The 14793-nt window shown below is 49.0% G+C and carries 13 protein-coding genes; 12 read left to right on the top strand and 1 reads right to left on the bottom strand.

Annotation, left to right across the window (positions count from 1 at the left end; all coding sequences use genetic code 11):
- The first annotated feature begins 4 nt into the window (after window positions 1-4).
- From MNQ98_RS27195 to argH, 9 genes are all read left to right on the top strand, one after another.
- Window positions 5-895, top strand: a complete 891-nt coding sequence (locus tag MNQ98_RS27195) for a YitT family protein (protein WP_241930967.1) — start codon at window positions 5-7, stop codon at window positions 893-895.
- A 304-nt stretch (window positions 896-1199) separates the two neighbouring features.
- A complete protein-coding gene (locus MNQ98_RS27190) occupies window positions 1200-1769 on the top strand; it encodes a GNAT family N-acetyltransferase (protein ID WP_241930966.1) in 570 nt (189 codons plus the stop codon).
- A gap of 358 nt (window positions 1770-2127) precedes the next feature.
- Entirely contained in the window at window positions 2128-3186 is a 1059-nt protein-coding gene (argC, locus tag MNQ98_RS27185; protein WP_481856685.1) for an N-acetyl-gamma-glutamyl-phosphate reductase, read from the top strand.
- Window positions 3187-3201: 15 nt separating this feature from the next.
- Window positions 3202-4428 carry a bifunctional glutamate N-acetyltransferase/amino-acid acetyltransferase ArgJ gene (argJ, locus tag MNQ98_RS27180; protein WP_241930965.1) on the top strand — a complete coding sequence of 409 codons (1227 nt, stop codon included), beginning with the start codon at window positions 3202-3204 and terminating at the stop codon, window positions 4426-4428.
- Window positions 4429-4543: 115 nt separating this feature from the next.
- Window positions 4544-5380, top strand: a complete 837-nt coding sequence (gene argB / locus MNQ98_RS27175; protein ID WP_241930964.1) for an acetylglutamate kinase — start codon at window positions 4544-4546, stop codon at window positions 5378-5380.
- Window positions 5381-5448: 68 nt separating this feature from the next.
- The gene (locus MNQ98_RS27170) at window positions 5449-6693 is read left to right on the top strand and encodes an acetylornithine transaminase (protein WP_241930963.1); all 1245 of its coding nucleotides are present in this window, start codon (window positions 5449-5451) and stop codon (window positions 6691-6693) included.
- 58 nt (window positions 6694-6751) lie between these two features.
- A complete protein-coding gene (gene argF, locus MNQ98_RS27165) occupies window positions 6752-7708 on the top strand; it encodes an ornithine carbamoyltransferase (protein ID WP_241930962.1) in 957 nt (318 codons plus the stop codon).
- Window positions 7709-7778: 70 nt separating this feature from the next.
- A complete protein-coding gene (locus tag MNQ98_RS27160; RefSeq protein WP_241930961.1) occupies window positions 7779-9011 on the top strand; it encodes an argininosuccinate synthase in 1233 nt (410 codons plus the stop codon).
- A 129-nt stretch (window positions 9012-9140) separates the two neighbouring features.
- On the top strand, window positions 9141-10559 hold the full coding sequence (gene argH, locus MNQ98_RS27155; protein WP_208917524.1) for an argininosuccinate lyase: 1419 nt from the start codon (window positions 9141-9143) through the stop codon (window positions 10557-10559).
- A gap of 140 nt (window positions 10560-10699) precedes the next feature.
- Here argH and MNQ98_RS27150 read toward each other — a convergent pair whose 3' ends face one another.
- Complete coding sequence (locus MNQ98_RS27150; protein WP_241930960.1) at window positions 10700-11476, bottom strand: alpha/beta hydrolase; 777 nt, start codon at window positions 11474-11476, stop codon at window positions 10700-10702.
- Window positions 11477-11646: 170 nt separating this feature from the next.
- Between MNQ98_RS27150 and MNQ98_RS27145 the strand changes: the two genes are divergently transcribed.
- From MNQ98_RS27145 to MNQ98_RS27135, 3 genes are all read left to right on the top strand, one after another.
- On the top strand, window positions 11647-12630 hold the full coding sequence (locus tag MNQ98_RS27145; protein WP_241930959.1) for a phosphotransferase enzyme family protein: 984 nt from the start codon (window positions 11647-11649) through the stop codon (window positions 12628-12630).
- A gap of 528 nt (window positions 12631-13158) precedes the next feature.
- Window positions 13159-13884, top strand: coding sequence for a bactofilin family protein (locus tag MNQ98_RS27140; protein ID WP_241930958.1), 726 nt, complete (start codon window positions 13159-13161; stop codon window positions 13882-13884).
- Between the two features lie 73 nt (window positions 13885-13957).
- Window positions 13958-14683: a hypothetical protein gene (locus MNQ98_RS27135; RefSeq protein ID WP_241930957.1), complete on the top strand. Its 726-nt coding sequence runs from the start codon at window positions 13958-13960 to the stop codon at window positions 14681-14683.
- Window positions 14684-14793 lie beyond the last annotated feature (110 nt).

The raw sequence follows: 14793 nt of genomic DNA, 5'->3' as shown, positions 1-14793 counted from the left end.
CATCATGGCCCAATCTGTACGCACCAAACGAAGAGAACCACTCATTCCGGTAAATGGCCCGGTCCGTCAATTGGCTGACACGCTGTTTATCATTGTAGGTTCGTTTATTATGGCACTATCGTTTAATTCATTTTTCCTCCCGAACCGCATCGCTTCTGGCGGTGTCTCGGGAATATCTGTTCTGCTAGAAGCGCTCTTCGGCATTCAGCCGGCGTATACGCAGTGGATGTTCAATATTCCTCTTTTTGCACTTGGCTTTTGGCTGCTGGGACGGGAATACGGAATTAGGTCGTTGCTTGGCAGTGTGGTTTTGCCACTGTTTGTTTTCATAACTAAGGACTGGGTCGAGCCTACTTCGAACCCTCTCCTGGCCTCCATTTTCGGAGGGATTGGTGTGGGTACTGGGATCGGTCTTGTCTACCGGGGGCGCGGTTCTACCGGTGGGCTTATGATCGTGGCGCAGATTGTGCAAAAATACAGCGGACTCAGCTTCTCCTTCTGTGTTGTGATGCTTGACGCGCTTGTCATTAGTTCGGCGGCGTTGGTGCTGTCGCTGGAACAGGCGCTGTACGCATTAATTGCTCTGTACGTCACAGGCAAAATTATTGATACAATCGAGCTTGGCTTTAGCTATACGAAGGTCGCTTACATTATCTCGGATCATACAGAGCCGATTACGAAGGCCATCCTGCATGATTTGGATCGTGGTCTCACCAAGCTGAACGCCGAGGGGGGATATACCGGAGAAAGTCGGACCGTGCTTATGGTCGTTGTGGGCCAGAGTGAAATCCCAAGGCTAAAGACACTGGTGCAATCTGTCGATCCGGATGCTTTTGTTATTATCAGTAAAGCGCATGAGGTGCTTGGCGAAGGCTTCCAGAAGATCAAAGCTTGATTGGCATGTCGACTGGCATCCTTGTCTGCGTTAGATTGTTCGTTTAATCTAAACGCACTTGAGACACCTGTTTATAAGAGGACCGGTGTCCAATATAGTGAAGGTTATAATCAAAAACGGGTCAGTCAAGAGTTTATCCTTGGCTGACCCGTTTTGTTAGTAGTGGGTCGATGCTTTTTGTGCCCACAGCGTCTCCTAACACACAGAGAGGGTATCTCTAAGGTCTTTGAGCCTTTTGGGATATTTTCCTTTTATTTTTAGAAGTAACCGATATAATGATAACTAATCTATTGGGGGTGTTGATATGGAAATGGAAGAAATATATGGTAACCTTCCACAACTTCAAACTGAACGGTTACTTCTAAGGAAAATAACAATGCAGGATGCCGAGGATATGTTTGCCTATGCATCAGACGAGGATGTGTCCAGATACGTCACTTGGGATACACATCGGACGATTGAGGATAGTAAAGGATTTATTCATTTTATTGAACAACAGTATGACAATGGGGCATTAGCTCCTTGGGCCATAGAAGATAAGGAAAGCGGCCGGATGATCGGGACGGTTGATTTTGTTCTATGGAAACCCCAGCATCAACTGGCGGAGATCGGATACGTGCTGAATAAGAACTATTGGGGTAAGGGCTTAATGACGGAGGCAGCGGGTGAGCTGCTGCGTTTTGGTTTTGTGGAGATGGATCTGGTCCGTGTTCAGGCGCGGTGTTTTGCCGAAAACATAGGTTCTGGAAGAGTGATGGAGAAGATCGGAATGGCATATGAGGGTACTCAACGTAAAGCCGCGAAGATTAAAGGGGTGCACTGGGACCTAAAGACCTTTGCAATTTTAAAAGAGGAATATGAGTTGCAGCTATAAGGACAAGTTTATCAATTCATTTATATAAATTGAACTAAAGAAATGTATGAACTTCAACGGAGAAGGCGGAATTATTTTGGAGAAACGTAAGTGGTCGCCCGAAAGCTTTCCGCAGAAAAGCTCGCTTCGGAAGCATAAGATGTCCCCGGATTTCAACATTTGTATAGATACATAAAAGAAATATGGGGGCAAGAGCGATCGGAAGAATAATCCGCATTCGTAGTGATGCTAAGGCTAAGAATTTTTATTTAAATGAAAGATACCTGTTGTATTAATATGAATACGGTCGTATAATAATACATATTTATGAGACGGGATAGTGAAAATCTACCAGACGTGAGTGGGAGAGAGGGATGGCATGATGACAGAACAGAAGATTATGAGAGCTGCGATTGTCGGTTCAACCGGATATGGAGGGGTGGAGCTGATTCGATTGCTTCAGCATCATCCTCGAGTGGAGATTACGTCGGTTATCTCCTCCTCCAGTTCAGGCGTGCCGATATCGGATGGGTTTCCTCATTTGACAAATATCGTGGAACGGAACCTGGACGGTGTCGTACCGGCGGAGATTGCGGAACGGGCGGATGTTGTGTTTACGGCAACGCCGTCAGGCGTTAGTGCCAAGCTGGTGCCGCAGCTGCTGGAAGCAGGACTTAAGGTCATTGATCTTTCCGGTGATTTTCGGATCAAGGATGGCAGCGTGTACGAGGAATGGTATAAGCATGAAGCGCCAGATGACGATGTGCTCGCGCAAGCGGTATACGGTTTATGTGAAGTGTTCGGGGAAGAGGTCGCGGACGTGGATTTCATCTCGAACCCAGGTTGTTATCCGACTGCGACGCTGCTTGGTCTGATCCCTGCGATCAGCGCAGGCTGGATTGATCCGGCAAGCATCATCATCGATGCCAAATCAGGTGTGTCCGGAGCGGGACGCGGTATCAGCCTGATGGCACATTATGCGGAAATTAACGAGAACTTCAAAGCCTATAAGGTGAATAAGCATCAGCACATTCCAGAGATCGAGCAGGTGCTGAGCGAAGTGGCCGGTGAAAAGGTGACGGTTACCTTTACGACCCACCTCGCCCCTATGACAAGAGGAATTATGAGTACGATGTACGCCTCCCTTCTGGGCGCATATACTGAGGAGGATTTTGTAGAGCTGTACCGTCAGTACTACAAGGATCGCCGTTTTGTGCGTGTCCGTGATCAAGGCACTTGGCCGGCAACGAAGGAAGTCAGTGGCTCGAATTATTGCGATATCGGTTTTTCGGTGGATTCCCGGACGGGAAGAGTCACCTTTGTATCCGTAATTGATAATGTGGTGAAGGGCGCCGCAGGGCAGGCGATCCAGAACCTGAACTTGATGATGGGATGGGAGGAAAGTCTCGGACTTACGTTTACGCCAGTGTATCCGTAAAGATGGGGAAAGCATATGGGAGAGAGTTTATATACCATCGTAAGCGGTGGAACGATTGTTTCACCGCAGGGCTTTAAAGCTGGAGGTCTGCACTGCGGACTGAAGAAGACGGATCGACATGATCTCGGCGTAATTGTGTGTGATGTACCGGCGGTTGCGGCAGCAGTGTATACAATGAATGTAATCCAGGCGGCTCCGCTAAAGGTAACACGTGAAAGTCTGCAGAACGGCACTCTGCGTGCAGTAGTCGTAAATAGCGGCAACGCCAATGCATGTACCGGTAAGCAAGGGGAAGAGGACGCGTATACGATGCGTTCACAGACGGCGGCACAGTTTGATATCGCCGATGAGGATGTGGCCGTAGCTTCCACCGGTGTCATCGGGGAATTGTTGAAGATGGATCGTGTGCAGTCGGGCATAACCGGACTTCCATCGCGGATCAGTGGTGAAGCCGCGGGTGCGGAAGGCTTCAGCCAGGCTATTTTGACAACAGACTTGGTTAAAAAAGAAGCCTGCGTCACCGTGAAGGTAGACGGTCGTGATATTACGATCGCAGGGGCAGCCAAAGGTTCGGGAATGATTCACCCTAATATGGCGACGATGCTCGGTTTTGTGACAACGGATGTCGTCATCGGACAGGAAGCCCTGCAGCAACTGCTGCGCGGCACTACCGACCTGACGTTTAACATGATTACGGTAGATGGGGATACAAGCACGAACGATATGCTGATTGCCATGGCGAGTGGGCTTGGTGGTAACGATGTTTTGACGCCGGATCATCCGGATTGGGGCGCTTTTGCGGCCGGGTTTGAATATGTGTGCCGGATGCTTGCCATCGCGATTGCAAGGGATGGCGAGGGAGCGGCACATTTAATTGAGGTTCGGGTACAAGGAGCAGAATGTGACGATGATGCGCAAGCGATCGCCAAGACGATCGTAGGTTCCAGCCTCGTAAAATCCGCTATATTCGGCGCTGACGCTAACTGGGGCCGGATTATCGCCGCTGTTGGCCGTGCAGGCCGACCGGTGAACCCGGAAACGGTGGATATTGCCATCGGCCCGATTCAGGTGTTGGAGCAATCCAGCCCGATCCTTTTTGATGAGGATGCTGCACTCGCATACCTGCAAGGAGATACGGTCAATATTGATGTGAATCTCCATATTGGAAGCGGGAGTGCAACTGCATGGGGCTGTGATTTGACTTATGATTACGTTCGAATTAATGCGGCTTACCGGACATAAGAGCTGCATCTATATAGATTGAACTAAAGAAAGGAAAGAGTAGTCCGAATTCGTAGTGATGCTCAGGCTAGAATCTTTAGTTCAACTATGGAGAGTGACATAGGAGGGGAACGGTATGGAGACGATCGCTGACAATCATACGGAGCAGCCGCAAAAAGCGGCAATCGTAGAGAATTTTGTGATGAAGTGTGGAGGGAGTACGCTTGCTGCGCTGCCTGAAGCTTTTTTTGAAGATCTGAAGAAGCTGCAGCAGAAGGGTGTGACCCCTGTCATCGTGCATGGAGGCGGACCTGCCATTTCCGAGAATCTGGAGAAGCTCGGGATCGAGACGGAGTTCGTGAACGGTCTGCGTAAAACAAGCGAAGAAGTGCTGGATGTGGTGGAGATGGTGCTTGCGGGCAGCATTAACAAACAGATTGTACGCCGCATTCAGAGTGCCGGAGGGCAGGCACTGGGGTTGTCCGGTTCGGATGGAGGATTGATTCAGGCCAAACTGGTAGTGGGTAGCGCGAAGGTCGGCTGGGTCGGCGATGTAACTGAAGTGAAATCATCTATTATTACAGGTGTGCTGGATATGGGATATATGCCCGTCATTGCTCCAATCGGCGTCGATGCTTCGGGACAGCGATACAACATTAATGCCGACACGGCCGCAGGAGCAGTTGCTTCTCATCTCGGCGTGGACCGCATGATCGTGGTGACGGATGTACCGGGGATTATGAAAGGCTCAGGCAGCGAGAAAAAAGTTCTTCCTACTGTAACTGTACAGCAAATTGAGGATATGATCGGGACCGGTGAAATCTACGGCGGCATGATTCCAAAAGTGAGAGCAGCCATTAGCTGTATCCACGGTAAAGTCCGCGAAGTCGTGATCGTTGATGGCAGCGAACCAGGCGTGCTGAGCCGAGTGCTGTCCGGAGAGGTAATCGGGACGCGCATCGTACGCATGTAGTCTGGAACGAAATACCCCGGCCGGAGCCATCCGGCCAGAATACGTTAAGGGACAGGAGTGTGGCAGGAATGAGCAATAGTGGTGAGGTACAGTTGAGTGGTGGAACAAGCTCGAACGGAGCAGCAGCGGAAAGCTCTTTGTTTCCAACCTATGCAAGATACCCGATCAGCTTGGTCAAAGGGGAAGGCAGCTGGCTCTGGGATGACAAAGGCAATAAATATCTGGACTTCATGTGCGGCATAGCGGTAACGAATCTCGGGCATGCACCGGTGAAGGTAAAGGAAAAGCTTAAGGCACAGCTCGACGAACTGTGGCATGTATCCAACCTATTCCACATTCCCGTTCAGGAAAAAGCAGCTGCTTTATTGACTGCAAATACGTGCGCCGATGCCGTCTTCTTCTGCAACAGCGGAGCGGAAGCGAACGAGGCTGCAATCAAGATTGCCCGCCGTTATCATCAGAAGGTAAAAGGCACGGGCCGCTACGAGATTATCACGTTTACGCAATCCTTTCACGGGCGGACACTGGCAACATTGACCGCTACAGGTCAAGACAAGGTGAAGGATGGCTTTCTTCCGCTTCCTGCCGGATTCAAAAGCGTACCACTTCATGATCTCCCCGCACTTGAAGCGAATATCAACAAGGATACAGCTGCCATTATGATTGAAATGGTGCAGGCTGAAGGCGGCGTCTATCTCGTGGAGCCGGAATATATGAAGGCTGTGGATCAACTTTGCCGCAAGCACGGACTGTTGCTCATTATTGATGAGGTACAGACCGGCATGGGCCGTACAGGCAAGTTGTTCGCACATGAGCATTACGGTATTGAACCTGATATTTTTACAGTGGCAAAAGGACTCGGATCGGGATTCCCGGTTGGCGCGATGCTTGGTAAGGGCTATCTGCGTGAAGCCTTTACAGCGGGCAGCCACGGCTCGACCTTTGGCGGAACGCCGCTCTCGATGGCTGTCGTGACTGCAACAATCGAGAGCATACTGGAGGAGCAGGCACCGCAGCGTGCTGCAGAAATGGGGCAGTATCTAACCGAGCGCTTGAACGCGGAACTCGGAGCACATCCGTTTGTAAAAGGAATTCGCGGAATGGGGCTTTTGATCGGAATTGAATGTGCGGAGCCTGTCGGGGACATCGTTCTTGCAGGTCAGCGCCGCGGTCTTCTGTTTGTAACAGCAGGTCCGAATGTGATCCGTCTGCTGCCGAATCTGCTCGTGACGAAATCAGAGATCGATCAGGCAGTGAGCATTCTGGCACAGCTTATTCATGAACATACCGCAGCCGCAGTGAACCCAATGTAAATGTAGTTTCACCGTGATACAATGGATAAATCAAGCAATGGTAAGGAGGATGCAGCATATGACCCCGAGTGGACAAGTGCAGGAGTTGACCTTTAAAGGACGCGATATGATCGAGCTTGATGATTATACGACAGAAGAGATTCAGTATCTGCTCGACTCAGCAATCGAGATCAAGCGCAAGCAAAAGAACGGTGAGGTATATGAGCCGCTTAAAGGCAAGACGATCGGATTAATTTTTGAAAAATCATCCACACGGACGAGAGTCTCATTTGAAACCGGAATGTTCCAGCTGGGAGGACATGCGCTCTTTTTGAGCAAAAATGATATCCAGCTTGGACGCGGCGAGCCGATCAGCGATATGGCGCAGGTGTTGTCTCGTTACCTGGACGGCATCATGATCCGTACCTTCGGGCATGACAATGTCATCAACCTTGCCCGTTATGCATCGATTCCGGTCATTAACGGACTCAGTGACATGGCGCACCCTTGCCAGGTTCTGGCGGATCTTCAGACGATTCTTGAGCATAAGGGTACGCTGAAAGGTCTTAAGATGGCATTTATCGGAGACGGTAACAATATGGCGAATTCATTGCTGATCGGAGGTGCCAAGATGGGCATGCATGTAACAGTCGCTAGCCCAGATGGATATGAGCCAGATGAGCGGATCGTTCAGCTGAGCCGGGAAATTGCCCGTGAGACCGGAGCAGAAATTACGGTAACGCAAAATCCGCTGGAAGCCGCGAAAGATGCTGATGTGATCTATACGGACGTATGGGCAAGCATGGGCTTTGAAGAAGAGCAGAAGCAGCGGGAAGCTGCGTTTGCGAGCTATCAGGTCAATGAAGAGCTGGCCAAGGTTGCGAAGCCGGATTATCTGTTCTTGCACTGCCTGCCTGCCCACCGCGGCGAAGAGGTAAGTGAGGGTGTCATTGACGGCGCGAACTCGGTTATTTTTGACCAGGCGGAGAACCGTCTGCATGCTCAAAAAGCATTGATGGTTGCTTTGATGGGTTAAATGGCAGCAGTAGAAACAGCAGCAATAGCAGCACAGGATTTACTAGCGATATAGAGAGGGAGTTTAAATCATGGCAAAACAAAAAATCGTACTGGCATATTCCGGCGGTCTGGACACCTCGGTTATCCTGAAATGGCTCAAAGAAACCTACGATGCTGAAATTATCGCATTTACGGCTGATATCGGACAAAAGGAAGAGCTTGACGGCTTGGAGGAAAAAGCGCTGGCTACCGGCGCTTCGAAAGTATATATTGACGATCTGCGTGCAGAGTTCGCCGAGGATTTCATCTATCCGATGTTCCAATCCGGCGCTCTTTATGAAGGTCAGTATCTGCTCGGCACGAGCATTGCACGTCCGCTGATCGCGAAGCGTATGGTTGACATCGCCCGCGCTGAAGGTGCAACGATGATCGCGCATGGTGCTACGGGTAAAGGAAATGACCAGGTTCGTTTTGAGCTCGGTGTGGCAGGGCTTGCTCCTGACATTGAAGTGATTGCGCCTTGGCGTATCGAAGAATTCCGCAACAAGTTCCCAGGACGTGCCGAGATGATTGCTTATGCAGAGGAGCATGGCATTCCAGTAACCGCATCGGCAGCGAAATCCTACTCTATGGACCGCAACTTGCTGCATATCAGCTATGAGAGCGGCGTGCTTGAAGATCCATGGTTTGATGCGAGTGCACCAGAGAGCAAGGACATGTACCTGCTCAGCGTGTCTCCTGAAGATGCTCCAGATGAAGCTGAATACCTGGAGTTAGAATTTGAAAAAGGGAACTGTGTAGCACTGAACGGCGAATCGCTCAGCCCGCTCCAGGCGATGGAGAAGCTGAACGAACTCGGCGGCAAGCATGGCATCGGCCGTGTGGACATGGTGGAGAACCGTTTTGTTGGTATGAAGAGCCGTGGCGTCTATGAGACTCCAGGCGGAACGATTCTGTTCACCGCTCACCGTAAAATGGAGTCCATCACGATGGACCGTGAAGTGATGAACTTGCGCGACAGTCTCATTACCCGTTACAGCACGCTTGTGTATAACGGCTTCTGGTTCGCACCGGAGCGTCTGGCTCTGCAAGCACTTGTAACAGAAAGCCAGAAGAACGTAACCGGGACCGTTCGCGTGAAATTGTACAAAGGCAACGTGATTGCGGCTGGTGTGAAAAGCCCTGTCAGCCTGTACAATCCTGACATCGCTACGATGGAAGCAGACCCGACACAGGCTTATGATCAAGGCGATGCTACCGGATTTATCCGCTTGAATGCATTGCGTTTGAAAGTAGCTACCGGCGTAGACCAGAATCAATAATAACTATACTTAAACAGGCGAAGGCCGTTTCATGTCAGATGGTAATGTGAAGCATATCTCTTATGGGATGAGTTTCATAGCCGCGGCGGGAGACGGCCCTCTGCCTTAAACGAAAGTGGGGCAAACGTAGTGAGCAAGTTGTGGGGAGGACGTTTTACGAAGCAGACCAATGCTTTGGTAGAACAATACACAGCATCTATCGGTTTCGATAAGCAATTAGCCGAGGAGGATATTCAGGGCAGCCTTGCGCATGTATCCATGCTGGGCAAATGCGGCATTGTACCGCAGGAGGATGTTGAGAGCATCAAGTCTGGTCTGAACAAAGTGTTGGAACGGATTCGTAAGGGCGAGATTGAGTTCTCAGTTTCTGACGAAGATATTCATATGAACATCGAGAAAAATCTGATCGAAGAAGTGGGGCCTGTAGGTGGCAAGCTGCATACAGGACGTAGCCGGAACGACCAGGTGGCAACCGATATGCATCTGTATTTACGCAACCGTGTTGTTGAGCTGACGGGTATGTTGCATGAACTGCAGACGGCGCTTATCGGACAGGCCAAGGACAATCTCGACACGATTATTCCAGGCTATACGCATCTGCAGCGTGCACAGCCGATCCTGTTCGCGCATCATCTGATGGCCTACGTGTCCATGTTCCAGCGTGACATTGGCCGTCTGATCGACAGCTATAAGCGGATTAACATCCTGCCGCTGGGTGCAGGTGCACTCGCAGGAACAACTTTCCCTATCGACCGGCATTTTGTAGCGGAACAGCTAGGATTTGACGGTGTATATGAGAACAGCTTGGATGCCGTGAGTGACCGCGACTTCATCCTGGAGTTCTTATCGGATGCTTCCATGATTATGATGCACCTCTCCCGCCTGAGTGAAGAACTTGTGCTGTGGAGCAGCACGGAGTTCAATTTCATCGAGCTGGACGATGCATTCTGCACAGGCAGCAGTATCATGCCGCAGAAGAAGAACCCTGACGTGCCTGAGCTTGTCCGCGGCAAAACCGGACGTGTATACGGAAATCTGATGGGTCTGTTCACAGTCCTCAAGTCTCTGCCGCTCGCCTACAATAAGGATATGCAGGAAGACAAAGAAGGCATGTTCGACACCGTAGCTACACTTGAAGGTGCGTTGCAGCTGTTCGCACCGATGATCGCAACGATGAAAGTGAACAAGGGTCGGATGCGTGAAGCAGTGAATACCGACTTCTCCAATGCGACAGATATCGCCGACTTCCTCGTAGGGAAGGGGCTTCCGTTCCGTCAGGCGCATGAAGTGATTGGCAAAACCGTGTTGTACTGTATCCAGAACAACAAGTTCTTGCTCGACCTGACATTGGAAGAGTTTCAGCAGTTCTCACCGCTATTTGACGACAGCATCTATCAGGTGTTGCAGCCAGAGACGGTCGTTAACGCCCGTAACGTATACGGTGGTACGGCTACGCCTCAGGTAAAGGCAGCTATCGACCGTGCGGAGCAGGCTTTGTCGGTGTCGGCTGAATGGATTCAGGCTCATTCTGCAGGAGCGAATAAGTAGAAAATATCGGTTTGACCCGCAAAATATATGCACTTTAAAGGGGTACCCCAAGTAGATTGTTCTACAAAGGGCACCCCTGTTTAATGTTCAATTAGATTGAAAGTGTATGTAACTTCAACGGGAGTCGGTTGAGATGTGGCTCAGTCCTTGCGAAGCGGCAGCCAGTTTAATACGTCTTGGATTTTGTCGTCCCAATAACCCCAATCATGTGCACCGGGGCCTTCCGTATAGGTTAAATCCAGCGATGTATCCTGGCAGGCTTTCAGGAACGTCTGGTTGTCATCATACAGAAAATCTTCCGTTCCACAGCACTGATACAGTTTTGGCTTCGGCCCTTCGGATTGGTCCAACTGCTGCAGAAGTGACAGGAGGTCGTTGTCGCTTCCTTGAATCGGGCTGTCTCCAAAGATCATTTGCATCTCTCGGTTAAGGCCGTCGTTCAAAGAACTTCCAGCTATATCCAATGCACCGGACAAGCTGGCTGCTGCTGCAAACATCTCAGGCTTTCGCAGCCCAAGTTTGAAGGCACCGTATCCGCCCATCGATAGCCCGGCTACGAAATTATCTTCACGCTTTTCGGACAGTGGGAAGAAGGAGCGGGCCAGAGCGGGAAGCTCCTCACTGATAAAGGTCCAGTATTTACCGCCGTACTCCATGTCCGTGTAAAAACTGCGATGTACTTGCGGCATGACAACCGCAATGCCCATAGATGCTACATAACGTTCGATGGATGTGCGGCGCAGCCAGATGGAATCGTCATCGGATAAACCGTGAAGCAGATAGAGTGTGGGATGGCGATGCGAGCCTGCACGGTTTTCCATGCCGATTTGTGTAGATGTGTTTTGCGGGAGAATGACGGTCATTGATGTACTAAGCCCGAGTGCTTCCGAGAAAAAATGACATTGCATTAGTGCCATGCGAAAATATCCCCTCTCGTTTTCTTATAGCGGTCTAAAAACTAATTGAATCAATGATGGTGGCCGTAGAATATAAGGCCGAGTTTCCTATTTATCTCAGATGATAGCATAAATAAATGATAAAATGTTATGTGAGACTTTATATGTAGCCATGAAAGGATGTCTGATATATGACGAATGACGCTCTTATTGCTATTTTAATAAAGTACTATGGGATTCATGAGCCTGTTATTAAGTTTCTAAGACATAACGAGAATAGAACATACAAAATTGATGATACAGCTAGTGGAAACTCATATTTACTGCGCATTCATCAACCCGTTAAAGATAATATGACAGGCCTGCAGCATACCTATCACGGGTTATTAACCGAATTGGAAATGCTTGAGAATTTGGCAGCCCAGACAGATCTTATCGTTCAATCCCCAGTACGAAACATTCATGGAGATTTGCTTACAGTCATAGAACATGAAGGACGCAGCCTGAATTGTTCAGTGCTTACGTGGCTAGAGGGAAGAGATCTCCAAAAGGAAGATGTCTCTGATCAGAACGTTGTTACAAAGCTGGGAGGTCAAATTGCCAATCTTCATTCGTTCTTCCGTCATTATAAGGGTGTCAGCCCTGATAAACGACCTAGTCAAGGTATGGATTATAACCATCAGATGCTCACGAAAATAAAGCGCGGTTTGGAACTGGGATTGTTCGCCCCTTCAGATGTTCATATTATTGAGGAAACGATAACATTGATTAACTTACGCCTCGAAAATATAGGAAAGTCAGCACATACCTGGGGGCTTATTCACGGCGATCTGTCCATGGGGAATATCATCGTAACCGGTCAGGCGGATATGAGTTTCATTGATTTTGGCTTTTTCGGATCCGGATATTATTTGTTAGACGTATCTATGGGGGCCTTAATGATTCCATTTGAACACAGGAACCATTTCCTTGAGGGATATTACGGTCATCAAGAAATAACCGAAGAAGAAATACTCCTATTAGAGGGATTTATGGTAGTGGCGATTATTGGTTATTATGCATTTCAAATAGAGAACGAAACCGTACATCCTTGGATGCGCGAACGAATGCCGCTATTATGTGCCAATCATTGTATTCCATATCTATCTGGAGAGCGTATTTTCTACAATCTATAGTCTCGTACAAAAATGAAGAACACTCAAACGGCTGCTATGTAAGGCGATGGGTGTTCTACTTATATTCAAGGGGATAGGGAATAGTCCGGTTGAACGCAGTTGAAGCAAGCCAGCGAGATCCTTGTTATACAGTATGCTGGGTACTTTAGGCTCAGCTTCTCCGTCTCTAGACGGAGATAAACTTCCGTCAAAAGAATGTTTGCTGATCAGTCGTCTCATGTTACATTACTGGTATTAGCTTTGTGACGGGTAAAAAATCTAGTGGAACTATATAGATTGAAATAAATAGAAGTACTTCAACGGAGAAGGCGGAATTATTCTGGAGAAACGTAAGTGGTCGCCCGAAAGCTTTCCGCAGGAAAGCTTGCTTCGGAAGCATAGGCTGTCCCCGGATTTCAACGGTTGTATAAATACATCAAAGAAATCTGGGGGCAACAGCGATCGGAAGAATAATCCGCATTCGTAGTGATGCTCAGGCTAAGAATCTTTTGTTCAACTTATATAGCGTGAAGAATGGGGGATATTGCAATGGAAGAGTTCGTACAAAAACGTGATAACGTGCATATTGCGGGAGCTGGAAAAATAGAGGGAGGAGTATACGCCAAGGTACAGCTGGATGGCATGGGTACGATCAGCGGGAACCTGGACTGTGATGATTTTATTGGAAACGGTTCGGTAAGTGTCAAAGGTGCACTTACTGCAAAAACGGTCCGTATTAATGGTACTGGAAGTGTGGATGGCCCCATGGATGCGCTGGACGTGAATGTGGGCGGTTCCGCCAAAATAAAATCTGATGTACGTGCACGAAAGATAACCGTGGGCGGTAGATGTCATATTTACGGCAAATTGACGGCAAAAAAAATAGAACTGAGCGGAAGTCTGAAAGCGGAAAATATTCAAACGGAAAGCATCGAGGTAAAGGGAGGATTTAAAATAGACGGCGTGATTCAAGCGGATACGATCGAGGTTAAACTGTATGACCGCTGCGAAGCTCGGGAAATTTATGGAGATTACATCACGGTACGAAAAAAAGGAAATCGTATCTGGGAAAAGCTTTCTTTTTCGTTCAGGCCAGCTCGCTTATATGTTCGAGTCTTGGAAGGAAATAGGGTCGAGGTGGAGCAGACGGAAGCGGATATTATCCGTGGGAACCGGATCATTCTCGGACCGGGCTGTAATGTGCGATTGGTTGAATACAGAGAAGAGCTTATTCAAGACCCCTCTGCTGAGGTTGGAGAAGTACGCTTAATTTGATCTGCAACCGAAGCGCTGTTCAGCGCTTAGTAACAACACGTATATAGTAGGATGCTGAAAGGGGGAACTCTGGGTGACAGTATATGAAACAGAGGCAAGACAAGATGTATCGATTATGGGCAGCGGGACCTCTAACGGAGGGATTCTGGGTAAGCTGCGTGTTAATGGAGACGGCCGGATTTATGGAGATGCAGATTGTTTAATATTTCGGTGCAACGGAAGCGCTGAGGTGGAAGGAAGTTTGCGCTCCCGGGAAACCCGGGTTAATGGGCAGCTGAACGTAAATGATAATCTGGAAGCAGAGCAAATGAAGATTAACGGTGGATTGAAGGTGGGCGGCAGTGCCCATATCGGCCACATTCACGTCAATGGAGATTTGTCGCTTGGGAACACGTTGTCATCTGTAAAGCTGACGGTAAATGGAACCTTGGAGGCCCGGGATGAGATTGGTGTCGAGAACTTGACAGTTAGAGGGAAGATTAAGGCTGGCGGAGCGCTGTATGGTAGAGAGATCAATATCAAGCTCCACGGCGGTTCTTCCCAAGTGTCCAGAATGACGGGCGAATCTATTTCAGTATCTATTTCTCGTCTTGCCAGAGTAATCGGATCACTTCGCTTTAGTAGCCTGAAGACCGGACATATTGAGGGTGACGATATCTTTCTGGAAAATACGATAGCAGACACAGTCCGCGGTCGCAGGGTGACTATAGGCCGGGGGTGCGTTATTGGGCTGGTTGAATACAGCGAGGAACTGAGAACGGACAGGAGCGCGGAGATTTTGAATGCTGAACGTATATAAATATAAAAAGTAAAAAGGTGTAAAAAAGAACAGAGGCATGAAGTGCCTCTGTTCTTTTTTGTGCGTATTGCTTCGCACCACGTGCAGTTTCCAGCGTGAGGCGTGGCGTT

This window comes from Paenibacillus sp. N3/727 (assembly GCF_022637315.1).
In the GTDB taxonomy this organism is placed as follows: Bacteria; Bacillota; Bacilli; order Paenibacillales; family Paenibacillaceae; genus Paenibacillus_AQ; species Paenibacillus_AQ uliginis.
Note: the sequence above shows the minus strand (reverse complement) of the source record. Positions and strands in the feature narration are given on the sequence as shown.

What these genes read in the sequence shown, in the direction of transcription:
- MNQ98_RS27195 (WP_241930967.1), top strand. Translation starts at nt 5, where the DNA reads ATGGCCCAATCTGTACGCACCAAACGAAGAGAACCACTCATTCCGGTA.
- MNQ98_RS27190 (WP_241930966.1), top strand. Translation starts at nt 1,200, where the DNA reads ATGGAAATGGAAGAAATATATGGTAACCTTCCACAACTTCAAACTGAA.
- argC (WP_481856685.1), top strand. Translation starts at nt 2,128, where the DNA reads ATGATGACAGAACAGAAGATTATGAGAGCTGCGATTGTCGGTTCAACC.
- argJ (WP_241930965.1), top strand. Translation starts at nt 3,202, where the DNA reads ATGGGAGAGAGTTTATATACCATCGTAAGCGGTGGAACGATTGTTTCA.
- argB (WP_241930964.1), top strand. Translation starts at nt 4,544, where the DNA reads ATGGAGACGATCGCTGACAATCATACGGAGCAGCCGCAAAAAGCGGCA.
- MNQ98_RS27170 (WP_241930963.1), top strand. Translation starts at nt 5,449, where the DNA reads ATGAGCAATAGTGGTGAGGTACAGTTGAGTGGTGGAACAAGCTCGAAC.
- argF (WP_241930962.1), top strand. Translation starts at nt 6,752, where the DNA reads ATGACCCCGAGTGGACAAGTGCAGGAGTTGACCTTTAAAGGACGCGAT.
- MNQ98_RS27160 (WP_241930961.1), top strand. Translation starts at nt 7,779, where the DNA reads ATGGCAAAACAAAAAATCGTACTGGCATATTCCGGCGGTCTGGACACC.
- MNQ98_RS27150 (WP_241930960.1), bottom strand. Translation starts at nt 11,476, where the DNA reads ATGGCACTAATGCAATGTCATTTTTTCTCGGAAGCACTCGGGCTTAGT.
- MNQ98_RS27145 (WP_241930959.1), top strand. Translation starts at nt 11,647, where the DNA reads ATGACGAATGACGCTCTTATTGCTATTTTAATAAAGTACTATGGGATT.
- MNQ98_RS27140 (WP_241930958.1), top strand. Translation starts at nt 13,159, where the DNA reads ATGGAAGAGTTCGTACAAAAACGTGATAACGTGCATATTGCGGGAGCT.